We start from the raw sequence: 24,422 nt of genomic DNA on the forward strand, positions 1-24,422 counted from the left end.
TACAAGAGCTTATTCCGCTAGGATATGAAGGAAAGGTTTCGTTATGAACAAGGGAAAGATCATACAGGTTATTGGTCCTGTTGTTGACGTGGAGTTTGAACCGGGTAAGTTACCGGAGATCTTCTATGCAGTTAAGATCACCAACCCTTCACTCGGTGAAGGTGAATGGAATCTAGTATGTGAGGTTGCACAGCATTTGGGTGAGAATACCGTGCGTACTATCGCTATGGACTCTACAGACGGACTGGTCCGTGGCCAGGAGGTTCTTGATACTGGCGATCAAATTCTCATGCCTGTCGGTCCCAAGACCCTTGGGCGGATTATGAACGTGATTGGACAACCGGTTGATGAAGCTGGACCAGTAGAAAATGAAAAGGCGTGGCCAATTCATCGTCCGGCACCAGATTTTGTCAGCCAATCCACCAAAGTTGAAGCTTTCGAAACCGGTATTAAGGTTGTTGATTTGCTCGCTCCATACTCACGTGGGGGAAAAATTGGACTTTTTGGTGGTGCCGGTGTGGGTAAAACCGTTCTGATTATGGAATTGATCAACAATATTGCTCAGCAACATGGTGGTTTTTCGGTTTTTGCCGGTGTTGGTGAGCGGACACGCGAAGGAAATGACCTCTGGGAAGAGATGAAAGAGTCCGGAGTTCTGGAGAAGGCCGCCCTTGTTTATGGGCAGATGAATGAGCCTCCCGGAGCCCGTGCCAGGGTTGCGCTGTCAGCATTGACCGTTGCAGAATACTTCCGTGACGAAGAGGGTCAGGACGTGCTGTTGTTTGTTGATAATATCTTCCGCTTTACTCAGGCAGGTTCAGAGGTTTCAGCGCTGCTGGGTCGGATTCCATCAGCTGTTGGTTACCAACCAACTCTATCGACTGAAATGGGTGAACTGCAAGAGCGGATTACAACGACCGATAAAGGCTCTATTACCTCGGTTCAAGCTATCTATGTCCCTGCTGATGACTTGACTGACCCAGCGCCAGCAACCGCATTTGCCCACTTGGATGCGACGACGGTTCTATCTCGTCAAATTGCCGAGCTGGGGATTTATCCAGCAGTTGATCCGCTGGATTCCACGAGTCGGATTCTCGATCCTCAGGTCATCGGGGAAGAACACTATAAAGTTGCCCGTGATGTCCAGTTTGTTCTGCAACGTTACAAAGATTTGCAGGATATTATTGCTATCTTGGGTATGGATGAACTATCTGAGGAAGATAAATTGGTGGTTGCCCGGGCGCGGAAGATTCAGCGTTTCCTCTCCCAACCATTCCATGTTGCCGAGGTCTTTACCGGGTCACCTGGTAAATATGTCGAACTGAAAGATACGATCAAAGGATTCCAAGAAATTCTTGATGGTAAACATGACGATCTACCGGAACAGGCATTTTATCTCGTCGGCACCATTGAAGAGGCGATTGAAAAAGCCAAGGAAATGGCAGCCTGATCAGTCTGAAAGACCAGATTTAAACGTAAAGGACAGTCGCAATGGCTGATAAGCTGAAACTTGAAATGGTTACACCCTATAAACGGGTACTATCCGAAGAGGTGGATGAAATAACCGCTCCAGGATTTGTTGGTGAACTGGGTTTACTTCCCGGTCACACCCCGTTGTTGACGACATTGAAGGTTGGTGAGCTCACTTATAAAAAAGGGAGCGAGACGTACCATATTGCTGTAAACTGGGGTTATCTAGAGGTCGAAAACGAGACCGTTACCGTCTTGGTTGATACCGCTGAACCTGCGGACGAAATCGATTTGGCCCGTGCTCAAGCGGCACTGGGACGTGCAGAAGATGCTCTTAAAACTCTGTCGCACGAAGATAAAAAATATATGATCATGGAATCCGCATTGCAGCGGGCCATGATTAGAATTCAGGTGGCTGGAAAAGGTCATTAAAATAAACGTCAACATCTAAAGATTAAGTTGGATAAAAAGGGTGCCCTATAATGGCGCCCTTTTTATGTTTCAGCACGAAAAAAAAGGAAAAAAGTTGACTTTCAGTTGACACGGTTATTTATTAACAAAACCGTTTTATAAACTATATGGGTCTTATCTAGAGGTAGCCTAACCATGCCAAATAAAAAAAGTAGTCAAAAATCGACCTGCTTGATTATTACTTTTGGATATCTACTGATCAGTGGGTTATGGGCGTTTGTTTCAAATTATATTTTTGCTGCAATATTGAATCAACCCTCTCTCGCTCAACGACCGATCGGACCCGGATATTGGGTTTTTATTGCATTATCAACCGGAATGCTTTTTTGGTTGCTGAAATACTGGGAAGTTGCCATTGCCTATTCACAAGAGAGTTTACAAAAGGTCAATCGTTCATTGAGGAGTTTTAGTGCTTGTACTAAAGCGATGACAAAGATTGATGACGAATATGAGCTGATGACAGAAATTTGCCGTATCTGTGTTGAAGTTGGGGGACACACTATGGCATGGGTCGCTTTTGGAGATGACAACCACGAGAAAACCTTACGTCCTGTTGCCCACTGGGGGGCAAAAGGTTCCTTCCTTGATAAATTGCAAGCTAGTTGGAAAGATAATGAACTTGGTCGTGGGCCTGCCGGAACAAGTATCCGGACGGGTAAAATCACGGTATTTCATAATTTGTTAACAAACCCCCTCTATCGTCCCTGGCGTGAAGCTGTACAGAAATGTGGTTATACTTCGTGCATCGCGTTACCGCTGATTGAAGAAGGGAGGGTGTTTGGTTCACTGGTCATCTTTGATGCCCAACCGCACGCCTTTAATGAGGATGAAATCCAGCTTTTGGAAGAACTTTCCGAGGATCTGTCCTACGGAATACAGGGGTTGCGTTTAAAAGCCGCAAGTAAACGAGAAATGGAAGAACGTTTTATGCTGGCGACGGTTATGGATCAGACCTCTGACGGAGTTATTATTTTCGATGCAGATGGATATATCCAGTATGTTAATCCCAGTTTTGAAGCGTTATGTGGCGTTCCGGCTGATGAAACCGTTGGCATTATTATCCACGAATTTGAATGCTCACAGAGAAACCCAATTTTTTATCAGGCAATATTAAAAGTTTTCGCCAGTAATAAGGTGCTTAGTGGTCATTTTGTCAATAAAAAACGCGATGGCACTGAATATGATATTGATGCCCGAGTTGCCCCGGTCATTGGTGCCTCCGGAGAGGTCGTTCGCTATGTTGCAACTATTCGCGATGTCAGTGAGGCCGCAGGGCTTCAACGACAACTACGTCAAGCACAAAAAATGGAGGCTTTAGCAACACTATCAGGGGGAATTGCCCACGATTTTAATAATATTCTGGCAATCATCATTACCAATATGGAGATGACCCTTGAGGATGTTCCTGAAGATAGTCCCCTGCAGGGTCCGATGCAGCTTGTCTTGAGGGCGGGATTGAGAGGGAAAAATTTGGTGAAACAATTCCTTACAATCAGTCGTCAAAATGAACAACCGCAGAAAATAGTACCCATCGAAGGGATTGTCGAAGAATGTTTTTCGTTGCTGCGATCAACACTGCCAACCACGATAGCATTACGCAAGGATTTTAATACCGAAGAGAGTTTGATCAAGGCTGACCCAACCCAGATCAACCAGGTCATTATGAATCTTTGTACCAATGCGGGTGACGCGATGAGTGAAAAAGGAGGCCTTTTGGACATTAGTCTGACGGAGGTAGACTTATCAGCAGAAGAAATCAAGCGATATCCTGGATTGAAGCCAGGAAAGTATGTCAAACTCATCGTCGCCGATACCGGACATGGAATGTCCAGAGATATTATGGACCGGATTTTTGATCCATTTTATACCACCAAAATGCAAGGAAAAGGGACGGGTTTAGGGCTTTCTATCGTCCATGGTATTGTCAAAAATCACGGTGGCAATATCGCCGTGAATAGTATTGTTGATGTGGGGACAACCTTTACCATTCTGTTTCCAAAGGTTGAAGGGGAAAAGAAGATATTGCGTGAAAATATCCATCCCAAGCCCAAGGCAGGACAAGGACACATCCTGTTTGTTGATGACGAAGCCGATTATGTGACTGGGATGAAGATCGGGTTGGAACGATTGGGGTATGCAGTAACTGCCGAAACCGACAGCTGCAGAACGTTAGAGTTGTTTCGACAAAACCCCGAGATGTACGACCTGGTTATTACAGATCAAACGATGCCCCATTTAACCGGAGTTATGTTGGCCCAGAAGCTGTTGGCGATTCGCGCCGATATCCCCATAATCCTGTGCTCCGGCTCATCGCCAGGGACCGATACCGCGGTGAGTCCTAGTAAAGCCAAGGCGGCTGGGATTAGCGAGGTGTTGATGAAACCAGTGGAGCGGAGTGCTATTAATCGGGTTGTACAGCGCCTGCTAAAGCTGGAAGCAGACTAAACCCCAGGGGGTAACGATGGCCAAGATACTGATTATAGATGATGAAGAGATGATGTGCGAGACATTGTCGACGTTAGTTGAGCGTAAAAAACACCAAGCAACAAGTGCCATGACGTTGCAGGAGGGGATAAGACTTGCAGCCAATGAAGATTTTGATGTGGTGTTTCTGGATGTAAAGATGCCTGATGGCAACGGTCTGGATGCGTTACCGACGATAGAAGCAAGCCCTTCTAACCCGGAAGTTATTATTATGACAGGGTTTGGTGATCCGAATGGGGCGGAACTGGCGATTAAGTGTGGAGCTTGGGACTATGTTGAAAAGGGATTCTCCATTAAGGAGATTACCCTGTCTCTGGAAAGGGCATTGCAATACCGTAAGGAAAAAAAAGAAGCCAATGAAAAACGCAAACCCGTTCGTCTCAAGAGGGCCAATATTATTGGTCATAGTCCGGCATTAAATAACTGTCTTGATATGGTGGCACAAGCAGCTGAAAGTGATGCCAATGTTTTTATCACTGGCGAAACTGGAACCGGAAAAGAGCTGTTTGCCAGGGCCGTTTATGAGAATAGTTTGCGCAGTGAACAGGAATTTGTTGTCGTTGATTGCACCTCATTACCCGAAACGCTGGTGGAAAGTCTGCTTTTTGGCCACGAAAAAGGGTCCTTCACTGGTGCAGATCGGGCTCAAAACGGGCTAATACGACAGGCACACAAAGGGACTCTGTTTCTGGATGAGGTTGGAGAACTCCCCATGTCATTGCAGAAATCGTTTCTCCGTGTTCTTCAAGAGCATCGTTTTCGGCCGGTGGGGAGCAATAAAGAGGTTGAAAGTGAATTCCGATTGATCGCGGCAACGAACCGCGACCTGGATGCCATGGTAGAGAGCGGTGAGTTCCGCAGTGATTTGCTGTTTCGACTCAGAACCTTCATCATCGAATTGCCACCGTTGAGGGAAAGACGCGACGATATAAAGGAATTGGCCCGCTACCATATGGATAAATATTGTCATCAGTATGGCCTTGATTCCAAAGGTTTTTCACCGGAATTTCTAGAAACTTTGGTCAGCTATCCCTGGCCCGGAAATGTGCGTGAATTAGTCAATACACTAGAGCGTAGCCTGACCACCGCACGATTTGATCAAACTCTGTACCCAAAACATCTCCCGAGCCACATTCGGGTTCATGTGCGTCGCGCTGAGATGGAAGCAGGACAAGCCGGAGAGAGCAAAGGGGACGATCAGCATACGATTAGCCGTAGTTCCGGAACCCTTCCGAAGTTACAGGACTATCGAGAGGAAATTTATGCCCAGGCAGAAAAGGAATATCTGCTTGAATTGATGGAAATCACCGCAGACAACATTCCCGAAGCCTGCCGTATCTCTGGGTTGTCTCAGTCCCGGTTGTACGCATTACTCAAGAAGAACGCCATCTCGCGCAAAGATTAACTCTTTGGATAAAGTGTTCCCTCGCTAATGGTCCAATTCCTATTGGGCAGTAAACTCTTCCCCGATACGCCAAACGGGCTGTGGCTGGCTCGACAGTTGTCGTCAAAATAAAATCAGCGTCCATTTCAGGTTCTGACCCGTTTGTCGCGACTAAAATTCCCAGACAAAAGAAACATTCTCGCTGAAATTAAATGTTGGCATATTCAATGCTAAAGTAGATATAGGAAAAAACTGGGTTGATGTTGAATTAAAAAAGAGGGCGCAGAATATGTTATTCACTCAAAATATGAAAATCGCAGACATTAAGACATTACATAATACGTTGTGCCAATTGTCAGAATCTCCCGAGCAGATTATAGCTTTTGTGGAGAACTTGAAAATAAAAATTGAGGCTCCCAGAATTGACGAAAAGGAGTTGGATATCAGTTTTGCAGAAAATGTCTTGAAAATCAGTCGTAAGGACCATGTTGAAGCGATGGTGTCACCGCAAGAGTCCAGAAATATAGTTGCTCAGGATGCGCGTAGCAAAGTTGCACGTGGTGTTGCCGCGAGAATGGCAAAGACCGATGACCCTGTTCTTATTTATGGTGAAAATGGGACAGGAAAGGGTTTATATGCCCGTTCTATCCATGAACAGGGTGGACGGAAGGCTCTCCCCTTTGTCTCTGTCCCTTGCGGCGCCATCGACAAACACAATACAAAGCAACTCATGATAGATTACCTCGTCAAGGTGGGCCATGGAACCTTGTTGCTTGATGGTATTCAGGATCTTGACATTGAGATGCAGAGAGTCCTGCAAAAAATCATTCGCATCCCAGTTGAACAGAAGTATTTTCGGCTGCTTACGACGACTAGCACGGATCTGTATGAACTGGTCCGAAAAGGTTTTTTTTCTGGTGAGCTGCTGACCCTTATCCAGGGTTGCTATATTGAGCTATTACCATTGCAACAGCGCAAAGAAGATATCGAATCACTGGTCACCTTCTATATGGAAAAAATTTGTCGCAGTTGCGGATTAGAGAGCAAGACAATTTCACCCGATTTATTATCGATGCTCGAATCTTACCCATGGCCAGGCAACGTGCTGGAGTTGGTGAACACCATAGAGCAACTACTGATGACCGCACAGGATAAACAGACGCTGTTCGCCAAAGATCTCCCTACCCATATCCGTATTCAAACCATAAACTCCTCAGCGGCACAGAAAAAAGGGATCTGATCCTTTTGGCCGTAAGTCGAGTCACGCTAACAAGGGAGTAGTTCTTCAATCCCATGCTTTTTCCTCTCTAATCTTAAGCCAAAACTTTTCTCATCAATCAATAGTAGCATTCCTGCCAGACAAGAAAGTTCTCTTTATACAAGAAAAAATCTTTTGCGACGCATACTTACAAACGATATCCCTGTTATTGAAACACTCAACCATATGAACTTACAGGTAAAAATATTTTTTTAGAAAAAAGAAGAATTTGGTACGCAGGTTGCTATTCATAGAGATAAGAGATGAAAACGACCTTCTAAGGAGGATGATATGAGAAGAAAGAATATATATAAGTTGAGCGCGACGGTTATCGCCCTACTGCTGACAGCAGCGTTTATGCTGGGAAACTTCGGGATGAACCTTACCCCACTCACCAAACTATTCATTATTTTTTTCGCCGGAGTGATCGGCCTGCAATGTGTTCCTGCTGTTTTGTTGTTTATCTGTATGGTCAAGGGAGTTTGTACCGTTAACCAGAAAAATTCACTAACTAAAAACGGGGTGAAATCATGAAAGCGCGAAAATTATTAATAGCTGACGGGGATAGCGTGGCACGGAAAGAAATGGCCAAGTTCTTTGAAGATTCACATTTTGAGGTCGAAACGACCGCTTCTGCCGCCTATGCAATAGCTAAGATTGTCCAAAAACAAGAGCCGTTGGTGATTCTAGGTGATTGCTTTGAAGAAAAAATTGCTCCAGTTGATGTGATTGCGTTGATGCGTAAGTGTAATAAAAATCTGCGGATCATCCTGGTGTCTGACGACAGTTCATTGGATACCTTAAAGCGAATACGAGAAGATGGAATCTTCTATCATGCATTGAAGCCGCACAGTCAGGAAGATAATGAAGAGTTACGTTCAGCTGTAGAATGTGCAGTGCAAGCGTACTAACGAGATAAACAAGATAGACCTACACGCGATAAGGAGTCCGTCATGAAAAAAATAACCCCAATTGGTATGTCAGTAATTGCACTACTCGCGACGATTATCCCGGCTTTTGCAGAGACAGGAGCGAGATCAGACAATAGTATGACGTTGGTCTACCTCTTTTTGGGCGTCTGTGGTTTGATCATCTTTTTACAGCTGATTCCAGTTTTTGCCATGGGGCTGGGTATCCTTAAAGGTTTGTTCAGTCATAAAGAGACTCACGCGCCAAAGAGGCACTGAGTTTAAATTGACTAGTCTCAGAACAAAGGTGACCTGAGCAACCTTATGGGTCTAAGTAATATTGCAGCGAGCTGGATTCAAACCCAGCTCGCTGTTCTGCGTCAAGGGGGTTCAATGCCCATTCCAGCCCCTCAAGAATATTCCTGTAAAACAAGAAATCTCTCCGTGAGAAGGTCCCATCCAATTCTAAGGTTTGTTGCTAACTAGCTGATATAACATGATTAAAAAGTTATCTAGAAGTTGGCATAGCTAATGCTATTGATATAAAGAAAGAACAAGACAACCAGCAATCTTATGGAGGCAATAATGATTGAATATAGCGACTCAGCAACAAACCAAGCTCCAAAAAGCAATGGCAATGTGCACAACATGACGAACCAGAGCTTATTGGGATTAACTCTGTTTTTGTTGATCAGTATCGTTGCCTACCAGTTTAAATCTTTCAATCTGTTTGAAATTGCATCAGAACCCGTTCGCCAGGTCCTTGGTTGTCCTCCTCCTGCATACTTGGTCAGTATTGCTTTAGCCGTCTATTGCTTCTCTTCGGCAATACTCACCTTAGCTGCTATAGCTAATGAAACTCAACCGGCCTCTAAGTGGAGTCATCTTGGTTATCGTTCGGTGTTCTTTGTTTTTTACTGTTTCTCTGGGGCTATTGCCGCAAACTTCATCCCCGTTGTTCTGGTTGGTCTGTTTCTTTATGGTTTGGATCAGGGGCAGATCCTGATATTTAACGCCAAAGAGAGCCATGAAGGTAAAGGGGCATTGGGTAAATCCTGAGCACTAGAGTCTGAAAAAATGTTTTTCTTGCCAAACAAGACGATTCCTGCAAAACAGGAATCGTTTTCTATGAATAAGCTAAAACCCGACTATGAATATTTACATATGTCGGTAACTATCTGAACTAACGAGATTAAATAAAAATCATCAGGGTTGTAAAAGTTGGTATGCAGGTTGCTCTAAAGAGAGCCGCATGACGAAACGCAATGAGGGAGAAATGGATGGTTAAAAACAATGGCTTTAAATTGTCGGCCTTTGCCATGGTCTTGATCGTAACGGGGGTATTTAGCCTCAGCTTTGTCGGTTTCGGACTCACGCCATTGAACCGGTATTTTGGTGTATTGATCAGCGCCATTATTGGCTTGTCGAGTGTTCCTGCGGCATTACAATTTATTAGCATGATTAAGAAAATATCAGTTGGACAATTGGCAGCTACGGAACAATCCCCTAGTAAAAAAGGAGTTTGTCAGATGAAAGCTAGGAAAATATTGATTGCAGATAAAGATCTTGTGAATAGAAAACAGTTGGCCGAACTTTTTGAAAAGTCACATTACGAAGTGGAAACGACAGCATCAGCCGCTTACGCAATTGCCAAGATTGTGCAAAAGAATGAACCCATTGTTATTCTTGGAGATTCTTTTGAAGAAAAAATCGCCTCGTCAGATGTTGTCGCTTTGATGCGCAAGTGTAATAAAAATCTGCAAATCATCTTGGTCTCGGATGATACTTCGTTGGATGCATTGCGACGCATGCGTGAAGACGGAGTCTTCTATCATGCGCTGAAGCCACACAACCAGGAGGATAATGAAGAATTACGTTCAGCAGTGGAATGTGCCCTGGAAGCCTTTCATCCAGCGATGAGCTGATAAAGAGGTATGACGGAATAACCATTTAAAGGAGATGATTATGAAAAGAATAGTTCAAAACGGTTTATTGGCAACAGCCTTTTTGCTGACAGCAATGCCAGCTGTCGCTGCAACAGGAACAAGAACAGATAACAGTATGACACTGGTCTATCTTTTCCTTGGTGTCTGTGGACTGATTATCTTTCTACAGATGATCCCTGTTTTTGCTTTGGGTTTTGGGATGATTAAGGGTATTTTTGGTGGTAAAGGATCTGAGGGAAAGTCGGTTGCTGTCAAGCAACGCTGAGCTGAAAGCTAATTTTAACCCAGAATAAAGGTAAGAATATGAAAAGGTATAATGTGCTTAACAGCCTGTGGTTAGGTTTACTGCTAGTGATCCTTGCTTTGCCACTTTCAGTGGCAGCAATGGAGATGGAAGACTGCCTTGGCTGCCATAGTGATGTTGATGAGGTTGGGGATGATTTATTTATTGATGAAGACAAGTTTCTGCCGACAGAACATGCAGAGATGGGATGTGTGACCTGCCATGAATCGGTGACGGATGAGCATCCTGACGATGGTGAGTCAGTATCCAGTGCGGACTGTCTTGACTGTCACGAAGAGCTTGGTAGTGAATATATGGCAACTGCACATGCAGAAAACGCCAGCTGCAGTGATTGCCATAATCCCCATCAGGTGCATGGGATCGAAGCTGTTTCTGGTCCTGATATGAATCAACAATGTAGCCAATGTCATGAAGACGTCGATGTCATGGATAGTCATTCACAATGGTTGCCGCAAGCAAGCCTGCATATCTCTAAGCTCCCCTGTATCACTTGCCACACCTCAGCCGAAGCCTATGAGATTGTTTTGAACATTACCCAGAAAAAGAAGAAGAGCGAAGGGGGAAAAGGGTACCGTTTCTCGACCTATGACGATTTAAAACAGTATAGCAACGACAAAGAGATTCAACAGCTCATTGATATTGACGGTGATAATCATATCTCTCTAGCTGAATTACGCACCTTCAACAAAAACCCCGAATACACTGATCTCCACTTGAGCGGCACGATGGTTCCAAGTGAGGTCTCCCACGACCTGAGCACACTGGACAATCGTTATGATTGTACTTTCTGCCACGCTTCAGGTCCCGGTAGCATGCAAACGAGCTTCGTCGCTTTTCCGACGGAGGATGGTAGATATCAGCGTATGTCCGTTGCAGAAGGGGCGATGCTTGACACCCTGTACGGCACACCGAACTTTTATATGACCGGGCCGACACGTAGCGCTGCAATGAATATCATTGGCCTGATCATCATCTGTGGTGGTTTTGTCATGCCGATTGGCCATGGAACATTACGTTTCTTGACTCGTAACAACCGAAAACATTAAGGGGATTAATCATGGCTGAAGAACATCAACATCAAATATACCTACAACCGATACCTGTCCGGATTTGGCATTGGATTAATGCCTTTGGGATCGTGACCCTGGCTGTCTCAGGTGCACAAATTCGCTTTCCAGAATATATCACCCTGCTTGGTAGCTATAAGTCAGCGATATATCTTCACAATACCGCAGGTTTCGTGGTGGCGATCTCATTTTCTTTGTGGTTCTTTTATTATACCTTTGTCACTCGGACGATGGCTAACCTGTATGTTCCTAAAGTTGAAGATCTGAAGACCGGGCTCGTGAAGCAGGCAAAGTTTTATTTTCTTACTTACTTTCTGGGCTGGGACAATCCTCATCATCCCACTCCAGACAGCAAGTTTAATCCGATGCAGAAGTCTGCCTATCTCGCGATTATGTTTGTGATGATGCCACTGGTCAGTTTGTCGGGAATTTTCTTGACGAATGTTGATCCATTGCGTGGATTGATTGTCATGATCGGAGGTTTGAAGCTGCTTGCGGGATTACACTTTTTGCTGGCCTGTTGCCTTATTGCTTTTATCCCGACACATATTTACTTGGCAACTATGGGGCGCACACCCACTGACCATATCAAAACCATGTGGACGGGCTGGGAAGAAGAGGAAGAGCATGACGAAAAGCCTGAGACCGGTGGCGTAACATCAGGTCACTAACATAGTCAGAACTTAGTATTGTCGCTCTTAGCATCAAAGCGAACGGACAATTATCGTGTCCGTTCGCTTTTTTAATTTATAACGCGAAACTTGGCTAATTTTATTGGGGGGGGGTAAATGATTAATCCGATAGCCACTGCTTTGCGCTCTGTGGATCCGTAAAAAACTTGACAGCTATGGTTGATGTTTGATCCATCCGGTTGAGCAAGTCGTTCACCAATGCTGCACCTTTAAGATCAATAATGAAAGCACATTTTGTTTCAGCCAATTGGTCGGCATGAAATTCAAGGATGGAAAAGATCATTTTGATTTGCTTGAGGGTTAGCACTTTTAGGTCAAGATATCGATGGTCGATAATCAGTGCAGTTCCTTGAGTCCAATTCGGTGAAGCAAATAAATCTTTTAACAGATTATAAAAATCCTCCACAACATCAAAACCACCGGTTTTGATCAAAATATAATCGGGCCGTTGTGAAAAATCGAAATCGTATTTCATGGCGATCTTGCAGAGAATAAAAAAGAGCCTTCGCCTATGGCAGAGAAGGCTCTTTAATTGTTAAGGATCGAATAAATTTTACTATTCAGCGAGAACGAATTTACCATTTTTGACTTGAACCATCACCATTGAATCGACATCAAGCCCATTATGGTCATCACTGCTGATGTTATAGATGCCCGACACACCGATATAATTTGTCGTGGTTTCGATCTCATTGCGTAATGTTTCGGGATCGGTTCCGACCTTTTTGATCGCGTTGGAAACAATCATAATCGCGTCCCAAGCATATCCCGAGTGGGTATTGATGGGGAATTGTTTGTCATAACCTTTTTCTTTATAAAGTCGGATGAATTCCTGGATGACTGGTTTTTGCGGGTCAGAGTCTGGTAATTCATCAGCCACCATGAGTTTGGTTGCCGGCATCCGATCGCCCTCGCTTGCAGTACCAGCTAATTCAATATACTTAGGATCTGGTAAACCATGACATTGGAATAGCGGGATATCGATCCCCAGTTGAACTTTGTTTTTCGCGAGAATGGAACCGGCCGGACCAATTGTCCAGGCTAATAGCGCTTGGGGATGACTATTTTTAACCTTTGTCAGCTGCACTGTCATATCGGTGTCACGGGTCCCAAAGGATTCACGTGCAACGATTTCAATCCCATATTTCGGGGCTAGTTTGTCCATCCAGCCTGAACCGTCTTTCCCAAAACCGTCGGCTGCTGCGAGTAAAGCAACCTTTGTCAAACCTTTGCTTTTAAGGTAGATAAACAGCCGCTCTACAGCGATACTGGATCGTTGTGGGGATTTAAACACCCACTTGGTTGGACCGAACTTCCCTCCCATAATGACCGGATCACCACCAACGGTCATAAATATAGGTGTCCGACCTTTATCGACAACTTGTTTCACATTCATGCCGGTATCTGTGAGGGTGGGACCAATAATCGCAGCGACCTTATCCTTATAGATATATTTCTTGGCAATGGAAGCCGTTTTCGCAGGATCAGCCTCGGTGTCAGCAATTTTTAACTCCAACATTTTGCCGTGAATCCCCCCCGCAGTGTTGATCTTGTCAACAACCATCTCAGCGACAAGTTTTGTCGGTGTGCCAATGAAGGCACCACGACCGGAGAGGTCAAAGAAAGCACCAAGCTTGATGTTGTCAGCAGCCATTGCAGACGAGGCGAGAAGTGCAAGACCTAGCAGCAGTCCCATTACTTTGTTCATTTATTTATTCTCCTTTTCAACCAACGGTGAAGATCAGCTCAGATCTTGAGTCCTGTGACTTGTATCTATGTACTAGTACGATAGTACGCGGAAGTCAAGATAGAGGATTTAAGCGATTGAGTCAATCTTTTGTGCTTATAAATTGTGTTAAAACAGGAGCTGTTGAGGATTGCGGGGCAGTTGAGGGGCAATTTAAACTTGGTTTCGTATTATCAACTCCGCGCCAAAACCTGATTGGCGCGGAGTTGATGAGGAACAAAAAGGTGGGATAAAAAGATAGCAGTTGCTTAATAGTCGAAAAATTCCAACCGGACCTTTGGTAACTGACTTTCTGTTCCGGTCAGATACTCATCCACGCATCGGGCGATCTCACGACCTTCACTGATGGCCCATACGACCAGACTCTGTCCTCGGCGGCAGTCGCCAGCAGCAAAGACACCGTCAACTGTGCTCATGCGTGTTTTTGGGTCGGTTACGACATTGGAACGTTGATCGGTTTTGCAACCGGCCTGTTTTATCAGTTCTGAGCGTGGACCCAGAAAGCCCATAGCCAAGAGGACCAGATCGCACTTCCAAATCTGTTCGCTCCCCGGTATCTTCTCGGGGCGTCCGTCTTTCCATTTCACTTTGACAGTCTCCAGCCCAGTGACGTTTTTGTCCCTGCCAATAAAGCGGGTGGTCATAATCTCATAGTATACGTCGCCGCCCAAAACGTGCATCTCTTCAACCGAGGTGCTGACGCGCATAATGCGTGACCATTGCGGCCAGGGATTGTTTGGGCTGCGTTCTGCCGGAGGGTGTTCCAGCAGCTCAAAGTTGAAGACACTGGTTGCCCCTTGTCGCATAGAGGTGCCGATACAGTCTGAACCGGTATCACCACCACCGATAACGATCACCTTTTTCCCTTTCGCGTTGATCAATCTCTGCCGCGGATGAAGTGCGGCGATATTATGATCTCCCCAACAGGCACGGTTCTGTTGCGGTAAAAATTCCATGGCAAAGTGGATACCTTTTAATTCCCGTCCTTCAACAGGGAGATCCCGTGGCTCTTCAGCCCCTGTCGCCAAAACGACAGCATCAAATGAACTTTTGATCTCATCAAAGGTGGCATCCTTGCCAACCTCGCAGGAATAACGGAACTCAATCCCTTCCGCCACCAACAGATCAATCCGCCGTTGTACTCTTTGTTTCCACAACTTATAGTGGGGAATGCCATACATCAGCAAACCACCGGCGCGGTCAGATTTTTCGATGACTGTTACTTTGTGACCTGCTCGATTGAGCTGCTGGGCACAGGCGAGACCGGCAGGGCCGCCACCGATGATGGCGACACTTTTGCCGGTGCGTTGCTCTGGTGGTTGAGGACGGATCCAGCCTTCCTCAAAACCTTTATCAACGATTGAGACCTCATGCAGTTTAATGGTGACTGGGGGCTCATTGATTCCGAGCACGCAGGACGTTTCACAGGGCGCGGGACAGACCCGGCCGGTAAATTCCGGAAAGTTATTGGTCGCGTGTAGAGCGGTCAACGCTTGCTTCCATTGACCACGATAAACCAGATCGTTCCATTCTGGGATCAGGTTTCCTAGTGGGCATCCAGTCATACAGAAAGGGACACCACAATCCATACAACGGGCAGCCTGAGTTTTGACTTTCTCTTCGCTGGGATAATTATAGTGTTCGTCAAAATTTTGTAGTCGGGAATTAACCGGTTGCAGGGTTTTATCACGACGGCCATGTTTTATAAATCCACGTGGATCACCCATGAATGGACTCCTTCTCTTTCTCAGCCTGAGCTGCCCTTTCGGTCAGCACACGGCGGTATTCGCGGGGGAAAACCCGGACAAAACGGGAGAGGTAGTTATCCCAGTCTGCAAGGATATCAGCCGCTCGCGGTGAACCGGTCAATCTGTGGTGCTTGTCGACGGTCTGCCGCAACCATTTGGCATCCTCATCTTCGATAGCCATCTGTTCGAGATCAATCATCGCCGGATTACAGCGGCGACGGAAGCGATTATCGTCATCGAGGACGTAAGCAAATCCACCTGACATCCCTGCAGCAAAATTGCGCCCCGTGCGCCCCAGACAGACGACGCGACCTCCGGTCATGTATTCACAGCCATGGTCACCTGTCCCTTCGACCACAGCAGTGGCGCCCGAGTTACGGACGCAAAAGCGCTCGCCAGCTTTGCCGGCAAAATAGGCTTCACCTCCAGTCGCTCCGTAGAGGACAGTATTGCCTATAATTGAATTATCCTGCCAGACGAAGGATACTTTTGGATCCGGACGGATACTGATTTGTCCACCGGCCATCCCTTTACCAACGTAGTCATTGGCTTCACCGACCAGGCGCAGATCAATGCCGGGAGCGAGGAAGGCACCAAAACTCTGTCCGGCGATCCCTGTCAGTTGAATATTGATGGTTCCGGCAGGCAGACCCTCGCGACCGTGTAACAAAGCGATCTGACCCGAAAGCATCGTCGCAAAGGTACGGTCAGAGTTGCGAATAGGTAATTGAATATTCACTACTTCCTGCCGCTCTAGGGCCGGTTTAGCGAGGGTGATCAGTTGATTATCCAATTGCTTTTCGAGGCCATGTTCTTGCCCTTGGATCCGTCGCGTTGCAACCCCTTCACTTACTTGGGGCTTGGTTAGAATTCGCGAAAAGTCGAGACCTTGATTCTTCCAATGTTTGATGGCGTCATCCATTTCAAGGTACTGGGTTTGACCGATGAGTTCATCAAGACTACGTACACCGAGCTCTGCCAGCAGTTCGCGCACCTCTTCAGCGAGGAAGGTAAAATAGTTGATGACATGTTCGGGTTTCCCATTGAACTTGGCACGCATCGCCTTGTCCTGAGTGGCGACGCCGACAGGACAGGTGTTGAGGTGGCATTTACGCATCATGACGCAGCCAATAGTCACCAAAGCGACAGTTGCAAAGGCATACTCTTCAGCGCCTAGCAAGGCTGCGATAATAACGTCACGCCCAGTACGTAGCTGACCGTCAGTTTGAACAGTGATCCGTCCACGTAAATCATTGAGTACCAACGTTTGTTGTGTCTCCGCCAAGCCGATTTCCCAAGGAACCCCAGCGTGTTTAATGGAGGAGGTTGGCGAGGCTCCGGTGCCACCATCGTAACCAGAAACGATGACCCGTTCTGCGTGGCCTTTGCTGACCCCTGCAGCAACAGTCCCGACACCGACTTCACTTACCAGTTTAACCGTAATGTCAGCTTTGGGATTACAGTTCTTTAGATCAAAAATCAATTGGGCGAGATCTTCGATGGAGTAGATATCATGATGTGGTGGCGGCGAAATCAAAGTCACCCCTGGAACGCTGAAACGGAGTTCGCCAATATATTCACTCACCTTGTGCCCGGGGAGTTGTCCTCCTTCGCCGGGCTTTGCGCCTTGAGCAATCTTGATCTGTAATTCGTCCGCGTTGACCAGATAGTGTGGAGTAACCCCAAAGCGTCCAGAAGCCACCTGTTTGATCGCGCTGCGGCGGAGGTCACCGTTGGCGTCTGGAGTAAAACGACGTGGATCTTCACCCCCTTCACCAGTGTTGGATTTACCCCCAAGGTGGTTCATGGCAATAGCGAGGGTTTCGTGAGCTTCGGGTGAAATTGAACCGAGGCTCATGGCTCCGGTACAAAAACGTTTGACGATCTCACTGACAGGCTCAACTTCATCAAGTGGAATCGGTTCGTTTTGAGGTCTGAACTTGAATAACCCCCGCAGGGTGCAGAGACGCTCACTTTGATTGTCAACCTGAGCAGAAAAGCGCTTATAGTCCTCGCGACTACCGGATCGTACCGCATGTTGCAGCAAGGCGATAACTTCCGGGTTCATCAGATGAACTTCTCCTTCACGCCGCCAGGAATATTCACCTCCACGGTCAAGGTTGCGATTGCGATCGACTCGAGTGGCATAAGCCAGTTGGTGACGCATCAGACTTTCGGTAGCAACTTCCAGCAAGCTCGCTCCACCGATACGACTGGCGGTACCAGGGAAGTATTTGGCAGTGAATTCCTGATCCAGACCAACAATCTCAAAGACCTGCGCACTACAGTAACTCTGCAAGGTGCTGATCCCCATTTTTGAAAAGACCTTGAGTAAGCCTTTTCCGATCGCTTTGATATAATTTTTACTGTAATGGTGGAGGATATCGGTCTCTTCGTCGGCATGATCGTTACCATCCTGACCGGGCAGCATCCCCTGAGTGACCATGTCTTGTAATGTTTCGAAAGCGAGGTATGGGTTAATGGCGGTTGCACCGTAACCGAGCAACAGAGCGAAGTGGTGAACGTCGCGGGCTTCACCGGTTTCAACGACCAGAGAACACTGGCTACGCTTAGCGACCCGGATCAGGTGGTGATTGATTCCAGATAAAGCTAACAATGCAGGAATCGGGGCTTTGTCAGCACATACACCACGATCAGAAAGAACCAAAATGGTCCGGCCAGCGTCAACAGCCTCCTCCGCTTCGATAAACAAAGCCTGCAGACGTTGTTCCAAAGCTTCCGGACCTTGAGTCGCATCAAAAAGGGTGCTCAAGGTCGTCCCGCGGAATCCTTGAATATCACTGTGTCGGAGCTGTTCCAGCACGTCGTTGGTGACGATCGGGTGATCCAATTCCAGCATTTCGCAATGTTCAGGACCAGGCATAAGAATGTTGCGCGCCGGTCCCAGATACTGGGTCAGACTCATAACAATCTCTTCACGCAGAGGATCAATCGGTGGATTGGTGATCTGCGCAAAAAGTTGCTTGAAGTACCAGTAGAGCAACTTACTGTTCTTTGACAACACGGCAACCGGAGTATCGGTTCCCATAGAACCAACGGGCTCCTGACCATTCTTTGCCATCGGTGCTAAAACGACTCGCATCTCTTCCAGGGTATAGCCAAAGCTCCCTTGTGTGCGGCGGAGTTCGCTGAGGCTGGGGACCCGTTTTGTTGCCGGAGCTGGAAGGTCATCTAATCTGATCAAATGTTCACGAACCCACGAAGCATAAGGGTGCTCTGCTGCGAGGTCACCTTTAATTTCATGATCTTCTTTAAATTGACCGGTTTCAATATCGACCAGGATCATCTTGCCGGGTGCCAGTCTCTCTTTACGCAGAATCTTCTCTGCAGGGACATCCAGAACTCCAGCTTCCGAAGCGTAGATAATCTCGTCGTCACTGGTAATCCAGTAACGGGCAGGGCGCAGACCGTTACGGTCGAGGATTGCGACAATCTGTTTGCCATCGCAGGCGACAATGTTCGCTGGGCCGTCCCAGGGTTCCATCATCGTTGCGTGGTATTCAAAGAAACCCTTAACGTCGGGGCGCAGGTGGGCTTTGGAGACCCAGGCTTCGGGCACCAGCATCGCCAGCGAGTGGGCCAGACTACGACCTGTGACCACCAGCAGTTCCAGAGCGTTATCAAGACAAGCGGTATCAGAACTCCCCTCAATGATGACAGGGTCAAGATCAGTGACTCCGTCAGCCAGATCGAGATGAGCGAATAACGCGGTCCGAGCACGCATCCGGTTAATGTTGCCACGCAGGGTATTGATCTCACCATTGTGGGCGATATAGCGAAACGGCTGAGCCAGATCCCAGGTGGGGAACGTATTGGTGCTATAACGTTGGTGGACAAAAGCCAAGGCACTGACGAGACGTTCATCATCCAATTCGGGGTAAAAGGTATTTAGTTGCTCAGAAAGGAGCATCCCTTTGTAGAGGATGGTACGGCTGGAGAGGGAGCAGACATAGAACATCTCAGCGCCAGCAAGTTTGTTGTTGCGAATGTGATTTTCAGCCCGTTTACGGGCCAGATAGAGCATCAGGTCGAAACGTTCGGCTTCGACTTCACCGCGACCGACAAAAACCTGCATTACCCGTGGTTCAAGAGCACGGGCATTGCGGCCGATGCCGCTACTATCGGTCTGAATCTCACGCCAGCCAAGGACGTTGCAACCGACGCGAACCAGTTCACGATCCAACGCGGCAATGCAAGCTTCACGAGAAACTGAATCGATAGGCAGGAAGATCATTCCGGCGCCATAATCACCCGCTACGGGGAGTTCAAAATCGCAGACTTCATGATAGTAGGTGTCTGGTATCTGAATCATCAGGCCAGCGCCATCACCATCCAATGGGTCCGCTCCTACTGCGCCTCGATGGGTCAGGTTGTAAAGAATCTCGATACCACGTTTAACGATACTATGACTCTTTTTACCCTTGATGTTGGCAATAAAACCGACACCACAGTTATCATGCTCGTTAGCTGGATCGTACAGGCCCTGTGCGGGCGGCATACCGATATGATTTGTCATCGTTGGTCCTAAATCTATGAGGTAACTGGGGCAGAGGATATTTTTGGAACCACTGCCGGGTAAGTTTTGACGAAACGGCGAAGCCGATGCGGTCAAATATCTTGCAGCAAATAGCCGTGGGCGTTAGAAAAACGTCCGAGCCTAAGAATTCAATCAGTTTCTTGGGATGTCTTTGTCAGACTGAACTGTGAATATGACAAGAAAGCGCGACATAAATCAGAAAGATAGCCAAAGACATTACCACTTACTGTGTTTAAAATCCAACGAAAAATATATGCAAAACAGCATAATCCTTTTTGTCATCGACCTTTATAGCAATAAACCCGCGGTAAACTAAACAATTTCATCCTCAATACGGTTGTCAAAAACCCGCTGACTTTTCTTTTCTGACCGAGGGAGGCTGGCATAATCAACCAGTTCCAGATCAATGGAAACCAGCAACTGTTTTTTAACCTGATGGGTCACTTCGTGGCTGAGTTCCGGGCTGCGTTTGGGATCGACATTTTCGGCGCGTTCGACAACCAAACGGAGGTGGTCGCGTTCGGCAGTATCACGGGTTAAATGGATTTGGAATTCGGAGCCGATTCCCGGAACGGATGATAAGATGGTATCAATGCTGCTGGGGTAGATATTGACACCACGGAACTTGATGGTGTCATCACTGCGTCCTTTGATCCGAGAATGACGCGGCAAAATACTGCCACAGTCGCAACGGCCGGGAATGATCCGAGTGATGTCTCGGGTCCGGTAACGGATCAGCGGAGCTCCTTCCTTGCACAGCGATGTGACAACCATCTCTCCCCACTCCCCATCCGGTAGTGGCAATAAGGTTTCTGGGTCGAGAATTTCAACCAGATAATAATCGCCCCAGTAATGAATGCAGTCATGCTCGCTGCATTCAACGCCGGCTCCGGGGCCGTAGAGTTCAGTGAGCCCAGTGATATCAAACAATTCTGCCCCACCGAATAGCTCGGATATTTTTTGTCGCATCGAACGGCTGGACCGTTCTGAACCATAAATGATCTTTTTAACGGCAATTCGATCGGCAACGCCACGTTTGTGGATCTCTTCTGCCATCAATAACGCCATGGATGCTGTGGAACAAAAAACAGTTGATTGAAAATCGAGTAAAAATTGAATCTGCATGTCAATATTACCGGGACCAACAGGGACGGCCAGAGCGCCGATCTTCTCACAACCCAGTTGGAAGCCCATGCCCGCAGTCCAGACGCCATAGCCGACCGCAATCTGCACCCGGTCCAGAGGTGTGACCCCGGCCATCTGATAACAACGGGCGAAAAAATCGGTCCAATCATCGAGGTCTTTCTGGGTGTAGCAGAGAACTTTTCGTTTTCCGGTTGTCCCTGATGAGGCGTGGACGCGGACGACTTGTTCGAAAGGGACAGAGCGCAGTGGGAACGGGTAGCCATCACGCAGGTCTTCAGCGGTGGTAAACGGGAGTTTTTGTAAATCCTCCAGAGATTGGATTGTCTCCGGAGTGATGTTGAGTTGATCGAATTTTTTCCGGTATTCAGCCGAACCTTCGTAGGCGTGGCGCACTGTCCACTGAAGTCCTGCGAGCTGATGGGTTTTGAGTTCGGCCTCATTGGTAAACGCGGGCATAAAGTTCTGTAGCTGCATGTTGGTCTTCTCCAGGCGAATATTGGTCAGTCCAGCAGCACCTAAACGGCTGGCGGCTGGGTTTGCTTTACTGGCAGTTCCGAGAAACGTTGAACGGAGCACAGGATCGTTTAATAAATCTCGACTTTTCCCCTGCTCAACGATTTTCCCGTTGGCCATCAGGTAGGCATTGTCCGAAGCTGAAAGTGCCCGTGCGGCATTTTGTTCAACCAGCAGGATCGTGGTCCCGGAACGGGAAAGTTGCTGGACAATGGCAAAGATTTCATCGGTAATTTTGGGTGCCAGTCCGAGGCTGGGTTCATCCAATAGCAATAAGCTTGGTTTTGCCATCAAGGCCCGTCCCATTGCGAGCATCTGTTGTTCGCCCCCTGACAGGGTGCCGGCCAATTGTTGCTGCCGCTCATGGAGTTTAGGAAAACGGGCAAAAACGTCATCGATCCGCAGGGTGGTCTCGGATTTTGGGAGTTTTAGCGGGATGGCTCCAAGTTGGAGATTTTCTAACACCGATAAATGACTGAAAACCTCACGTCCTTCGGGAGAGAGAGCCAAGCCACGACGCACCATCTGTGCCGGGCTGGAACTGGTGACTTTTTTTCCGTTGAGGCTGATCTCACCGGCTGAGGGCTTAATCAGCCCCATAAGGCATTTCAGCAAGGTGCTTTTGCCTGCTCCGTTGGCCCCCACCAAGGCCACTGTTTCACCCTGGTTGATCTGCAGATCGATTCCAAACAGAGCCTGAGCTGCGCCATAGTGAGCGGTGAGATTATTGATTTTCAGCATAATTAAACCATTAAAGTAACAAGTTATAAAAAGCCACACGCGGATCACATCTTTAACGCAGAAGGGGCAAGAAGCTTTCTTTCAGAGTTAAATTACAGCGATGAGATTCTAGGATTTCTCAGCGATCTCAGCATTTCTTTGCGTCCCTCCACTAAAAAATTAAGCCGTAGCGCCCATTCGACCCAGATATGCCTCCAGCACTAACGGATTGCAGCGGACCTCATCTGGAGTCCCTGTGGCGATACATTTACCACTGTCCAGCACCACAACCTGATCAGCGATCTCCATGACCAGATCCATATCATGTTCGACCAGAAGCATGGTATGCCCAGCGCTTCTCAACAAGCGTAACTGCTCAGCAACAGTGGCTGTTTCTTCGGCGTTGAGACCTGCGACCGGTTCATCGAGCAAGATCAATTGTGGTTTTCCTACCGTAGCCCGAGCTAATTCAACGCGCTTTTTATCACCATAGGCTAATACTTCGGCAGGCCAGTTGGCTTTGTCGGCCAAGCCGAAGCGGTCCAGAGCTTCCAGTGCCCGTAATTTCAAACTTCTTTCCCGATGGCGCAAATAGGGGAGCCGCAACATAGCCATGAGCATCGAATCGCCCCCTTCACTGGTCAAACCAGTTAAAATATTTTCTAGAACGGTCAAACGGGGGAAAATTTTTAAATTCTGAAAGGTTCGAGATATCCCCAGTCTGCTGATTTTGTATGCTGGAAGCGAAGCGATCTGCTGTTGTTGAAAAAAAATCTGCCCCGAACTTGGTTCGATAACCCCGGTCATACAGTTAATCAAGGTACTTTTTCCGGCACCATTTGGCCCGATCAGAGCCGTCAGTTGTCCTTTGGGAACGGTGAAAGTCACCTCACTCAGGGCCGGCAGACCGCCAAAGTTTTTACTGACGTTCTCAAGACGCAACATTTTTACGCCTCCGCAGTGCGAGCTTGATTTTGATGGTGTCGATCAAGCCAGTGACCAACCCTTGAGGCAGGAACATCAGCACGAGAACCAGAATGCCGCCATGAACAAAATCTTTGTAGGTCTCAAACATATCAACCCACTCTGGAAGCAGGGTAATCAGGGCCGCGCCAAACAAAGATCCCCAGATTGATCCCATGCCACCAACGACGACCATGATGACCATATCTGTCGAGGTGAAAATACCAAAGGAGTCAGGACTGACAAAAGAATAGCAGTGGGCAAAGAGACTGCCGGCAAGTGACGCCAGCACTGCCGAGAGGATAAATACTTTAATTTTTGCGTTGCGGGTATTGACCCCCAGAGCTTGTGCTGCAACTTCGTCTCCGGCCACTGCTGAGAGACCGCGACCGACGCCACTGCGGACCAGATTCAGGCAGAGCATCAGACTGACCATGACAAAACTCCAAAGCAGGTAATGGAGCCGGAATTCATCATCAAACTGAACGTCGCCAATCGAGAGATAAGGGATGCCGGAAAAACCACTGGGACCACCAGTCACTTCATCCCACTGCAGCAGGACCGTGTACATGACGAAGTTTAACCCCAGAGTCGCCATAGCCAGATAATGACCCGAAAGACGCAAGATCGGGACAGCGATTAACAGTGCGACCAACGCTACCAAGATGGCGACGATCACCATGGCAAGCCAGGGAGGCATTCCAAGGGTGACAGTTGCAATGGCTGAACCATAGGCTCCCATACCGAAAAAGGCGGCATGACCAAGAGAGATCTGTCCGGCGTAACCGATGAAAAGGTTCAGCCCGAGCACCACCAGAGCATTGATGGCGATTAGATTCGTCAGTCCGAGGGTGTAGGGATTGTCTTCAATCAGTGGGAAGAGCAACAGTGCTAATGAGAGCCCGGTGACAGAGAGACCAGTGCGGTGGAGGTAAATAAAATAGAGGAATTTTTGTTTGCTGGTCATAGAATTCTATTTACCATAAAAGCTCTGAATTATAGGGAGCAGATCGCCCTCTAAAGCAGTTCTCAGCATTACAGTG

20 protein-coding genes are annotated in these 24,422 nt (G+C 47.4%); 13 read left to right on the forward strand and 7 right to left on the reverse strand.

The features are described 5' to 3' along the window. Positions 1-43: 43 nt before the first annotated feature. The 13 genes from atpD to BLU87_RS09455 all read left to right on the forward strand — a co-directional run bounded on the left by atpD (position 44) and on the right by BLU87_RS09455 (position 11,963). Positions 44-1,450, forward strand: coding sequence for a F0F1 ATP synthase subunit beta (atpD, locus tag BLU87_RS09395; RefSeq protein ID WP_092347298.1), 1,407 nt, complete (start codon positions 44-46; stop codon positions 1,448-1,450). Positions 1,451-1,491: 41 nt separating this feature from the next. After that, on the forward strand, positions 1,492-1,902 hold the full coding sequence (locus tag BLU87_RS09400) for a F0F1 ATP synthase subunit epsilon (RefSeq protein WP_092347300.1): 411 nt from the start codon (positions 1,492-1,494) through the stop codon (positions 1,900-1,902). Positions 1,903-2,076: 174 nt separating this feature from the next. Further along, the gene (locus BLU87_RS09405) at positions 2,077-4,386 is read left to right on the forward strand and encodes a hybrid sensor histidine kinase/response regulator (protein ID WP_092347302.1); all 2,310 of its coding nucleotides are present in this window, start codon (positions 2,077-2,079) and stop codon (positions 4,384-4,386) included. Between the two features lie 16 nt (positions 4,387-4,402). Further along, on the forward strand, positions 4,403-5,830 hold the full coding sequence (locus tag BLU87_RS09410; RefSeq protein ID WP_092347303.1) for a sigma-54-dependent transcriptional regulator: 1,428 nt from the start codon (positions 4,403-4,405) through the stop codon (positions 5,828-5,830). A 373-nt stretch (positions 5,831-6,203) separates the two neighbouring features. Beyond that, positions 6,204-7,049 (forward strand): AAA-type ATPase lid domain-containing protein, encoded by an 846-nt coding sequence (locus BLU87_RS09415; RefSeq protein WP_175498338.1) that lies wholly within the window; start codon positions 6,204-6,206, stop codon positions 7,047-7,049. A 309-nt stretch (positions 7,050-7,358) separates the two neighbouring features. Further along, complete coding sequence (locus tag BLU87_RS09420; protein WP_092347307.1) at positions 7,359-7,601, forward strand: hypothetical protein; 243 nt, start codon at positions 7,359-7,361, stop codon at positions 7,599-7,601. After that, positions 7,598-7,978: a response regulator gene (locus BLU87_RS09425; RefSeq protein ID WP_092347309.1), complete on the forward strand. Its 381-nt coding sequence runs from the start codon at positions 7,598-7,600 to the stop codon at positions 7,976-7,978. The genes BLU87_RS09420 and BLU87_RS09425 overlap by 4 nt, the downstream gene beginning before the upstream one ends. Positions 7,979-8,020: 42 nt before the next feature. Further along, complete coding sequence (locus BLU87_RS09430; protein WP_245706438.1) at positions 8,021-8,254, forward strand: hypothetical protein; 234 nt, start codon at positions 8,021-8,023, stop codon at positions 8,252-8,254. 306 nt (positions 8,255-8,560) lie between these two features. Continuing rightward, a complete protein-coding gene (locus tag BLU87_RS09435) occupies positions 8,561-9,034 on the forward strand; it encodes a hypothetical protein (RefSeq protein WP_092347312.1) in 474 nt (157 codons plus the stop codon). Between the two features lie 221 nt (positions 9,035-9,255). After that, positions 9,256-9,900 carry a response regulator gene (locus BLU87_RS17655; RefSeq protein WP_245706440.1) on the forward strand — a complete coding sequence of 215 codons (645 nt, stop codon included), beginning with the start codon at positions 9,256-9,258 and terminating at the stop codon, positions 9,898-9,900. Between the two features lie 40 nt (positions 9,901-9,940). Next, positions 9,941-10,186: a hypothetical protein gene (locus BLU87_RS09445; protein ID WP_092347315.1), complete on the forward strand. Its 246-nt coding sequence runs from the start codon at positions 9,941-9,943 to the stop codon at positions 10,184-10,186. Positions 10,187-10,224: 38 nt separating this feature from the next. Next, positions 10,225-11,271, forward strand: a complete 1,047-nt coding sequence (locus BLU87_RS09450; RefSeq protein ID WP_092347319.1) for a cytochrome c3 family protein — start codon at positions 10,225-10,227, stop codon at positions 11,269-11,271. An 11-nt stretch (positions 11,272-11,282) separates the two neighbouring features. Beyond that, positions 11,283-11,963: a cytochrome b/b6 domain-containing protein gene (locus tag BLU87_RS09455; RefSeq protein ID WP_092347322.1), complete on the forward strand. Its 681-nt coding sequence runs from the start codon at positions 11,283-11,285 to the stop codon at positions 11,961-11,963. Positions 11,964-12,084: 121 nt separating this feature from the next. On the opposite strand, the gene BLU87_RS09460 is transcribed toward BLU87_RS09455, so the two are convergent. From BLU87_RS09460 to BLU87_RS09490, 7 genes are all read right to left on the reverse strand, one after another. Continuing rightward, the gene (locus tag BLU87_RS09460) at positions 12,085-12,459 is read right to left on the reverse strand and encodes a hypothetical protein (protein ID WP_092347325.1); all 375 of its coding nucleotides are present in this window, start codon (positions 12,457-12,459) and stop codon (positions 12,085-12,087) included. A gap of 81 nt (positions 12,460-12,540) precedes the next feature. After that, the gene (locus BLU87_RS09465; protein WP_092347328.1) at positions 12,541-13,692 is read right to left on the reverse strand and encodes an ABC transporter substrate-binding protein; all 1,152 of its coding nucleotides are present in this window, start codon (positions 13,690-13,692) and stop codon (positions 12,541-12,543) included. Between the two features lie 287 nt (positions 13,693-13,979). Next, entirely contained in the window at positions 13,980-15,458 is a 1,479-nt protein-coding gene (locus BLU87_RS09470; protein ID WP_092347331.1) for a glutamate synthase subunit beta, read from the reverse strand. After that, positions 15,451-20,016, reverse strand: coding sequence for a glutamate synthase large subunit (gltB, locus tag BLU87_RS09475; protein WP_092347334.1), 4,566 nt, complete (start codon positions 20,014-20,016; stop codon positions 15,451-15,453). The genes BLU87_RS09470 and gltB overlap by 8 nt, the downstream gene beginning before the upstream one ends. Before the next feature lie 333 nt (positions 20,017-20,349). After that, on the reverse strand, positions 20,350-22,437 hold the full coding sequence (locus tag BLU87_RS09480) for an ATP-binding cassette domain-containing protein (protein ID WP_092347337.1): 2,088 nt from the start codon (positions 22,435-22,437) through the stop codon (positions 20,350-20,352). A gap of 159 nt (positions 22,438-22,596) precedes the next feature. Beyond that, positions 22,597-23,361, reverse strand: a complete 765-nt coding sequence (locus BLU87_RS09485) for an ABC transporter ATP-binding protein (protein ID WP_092347340.1) — start codon at positions 23,359-23,361, stop codon at positions 22,597-22,599. Next, entirely contained in the window at positions 23,348-24,346 is a 999-nt protein-coding gene (locus BLU87_RS09490) for a branched-chain amino acid ABC transporter permease (RefSeq protein ID WP_092347343.1), read from the reverse strand. Before BLU87_RS09490 ends, BLU87_RS09485 begins: the two co-directional genes overlap by 14 nt. Positions 24,347-24,422 lie beyond the last annotated feature (76 nt).

The sequence above is a fragment of the Desulfuromusa kysingii genome (assembly GCF_900107645.1).
Lineage (GTDB): Bacteria > Desulfobacterota > Desulfuromonadia > Desulfuromonadales > Geopsychrobacteraceae > Desulfuromusa > Desulfuromusa kysingii.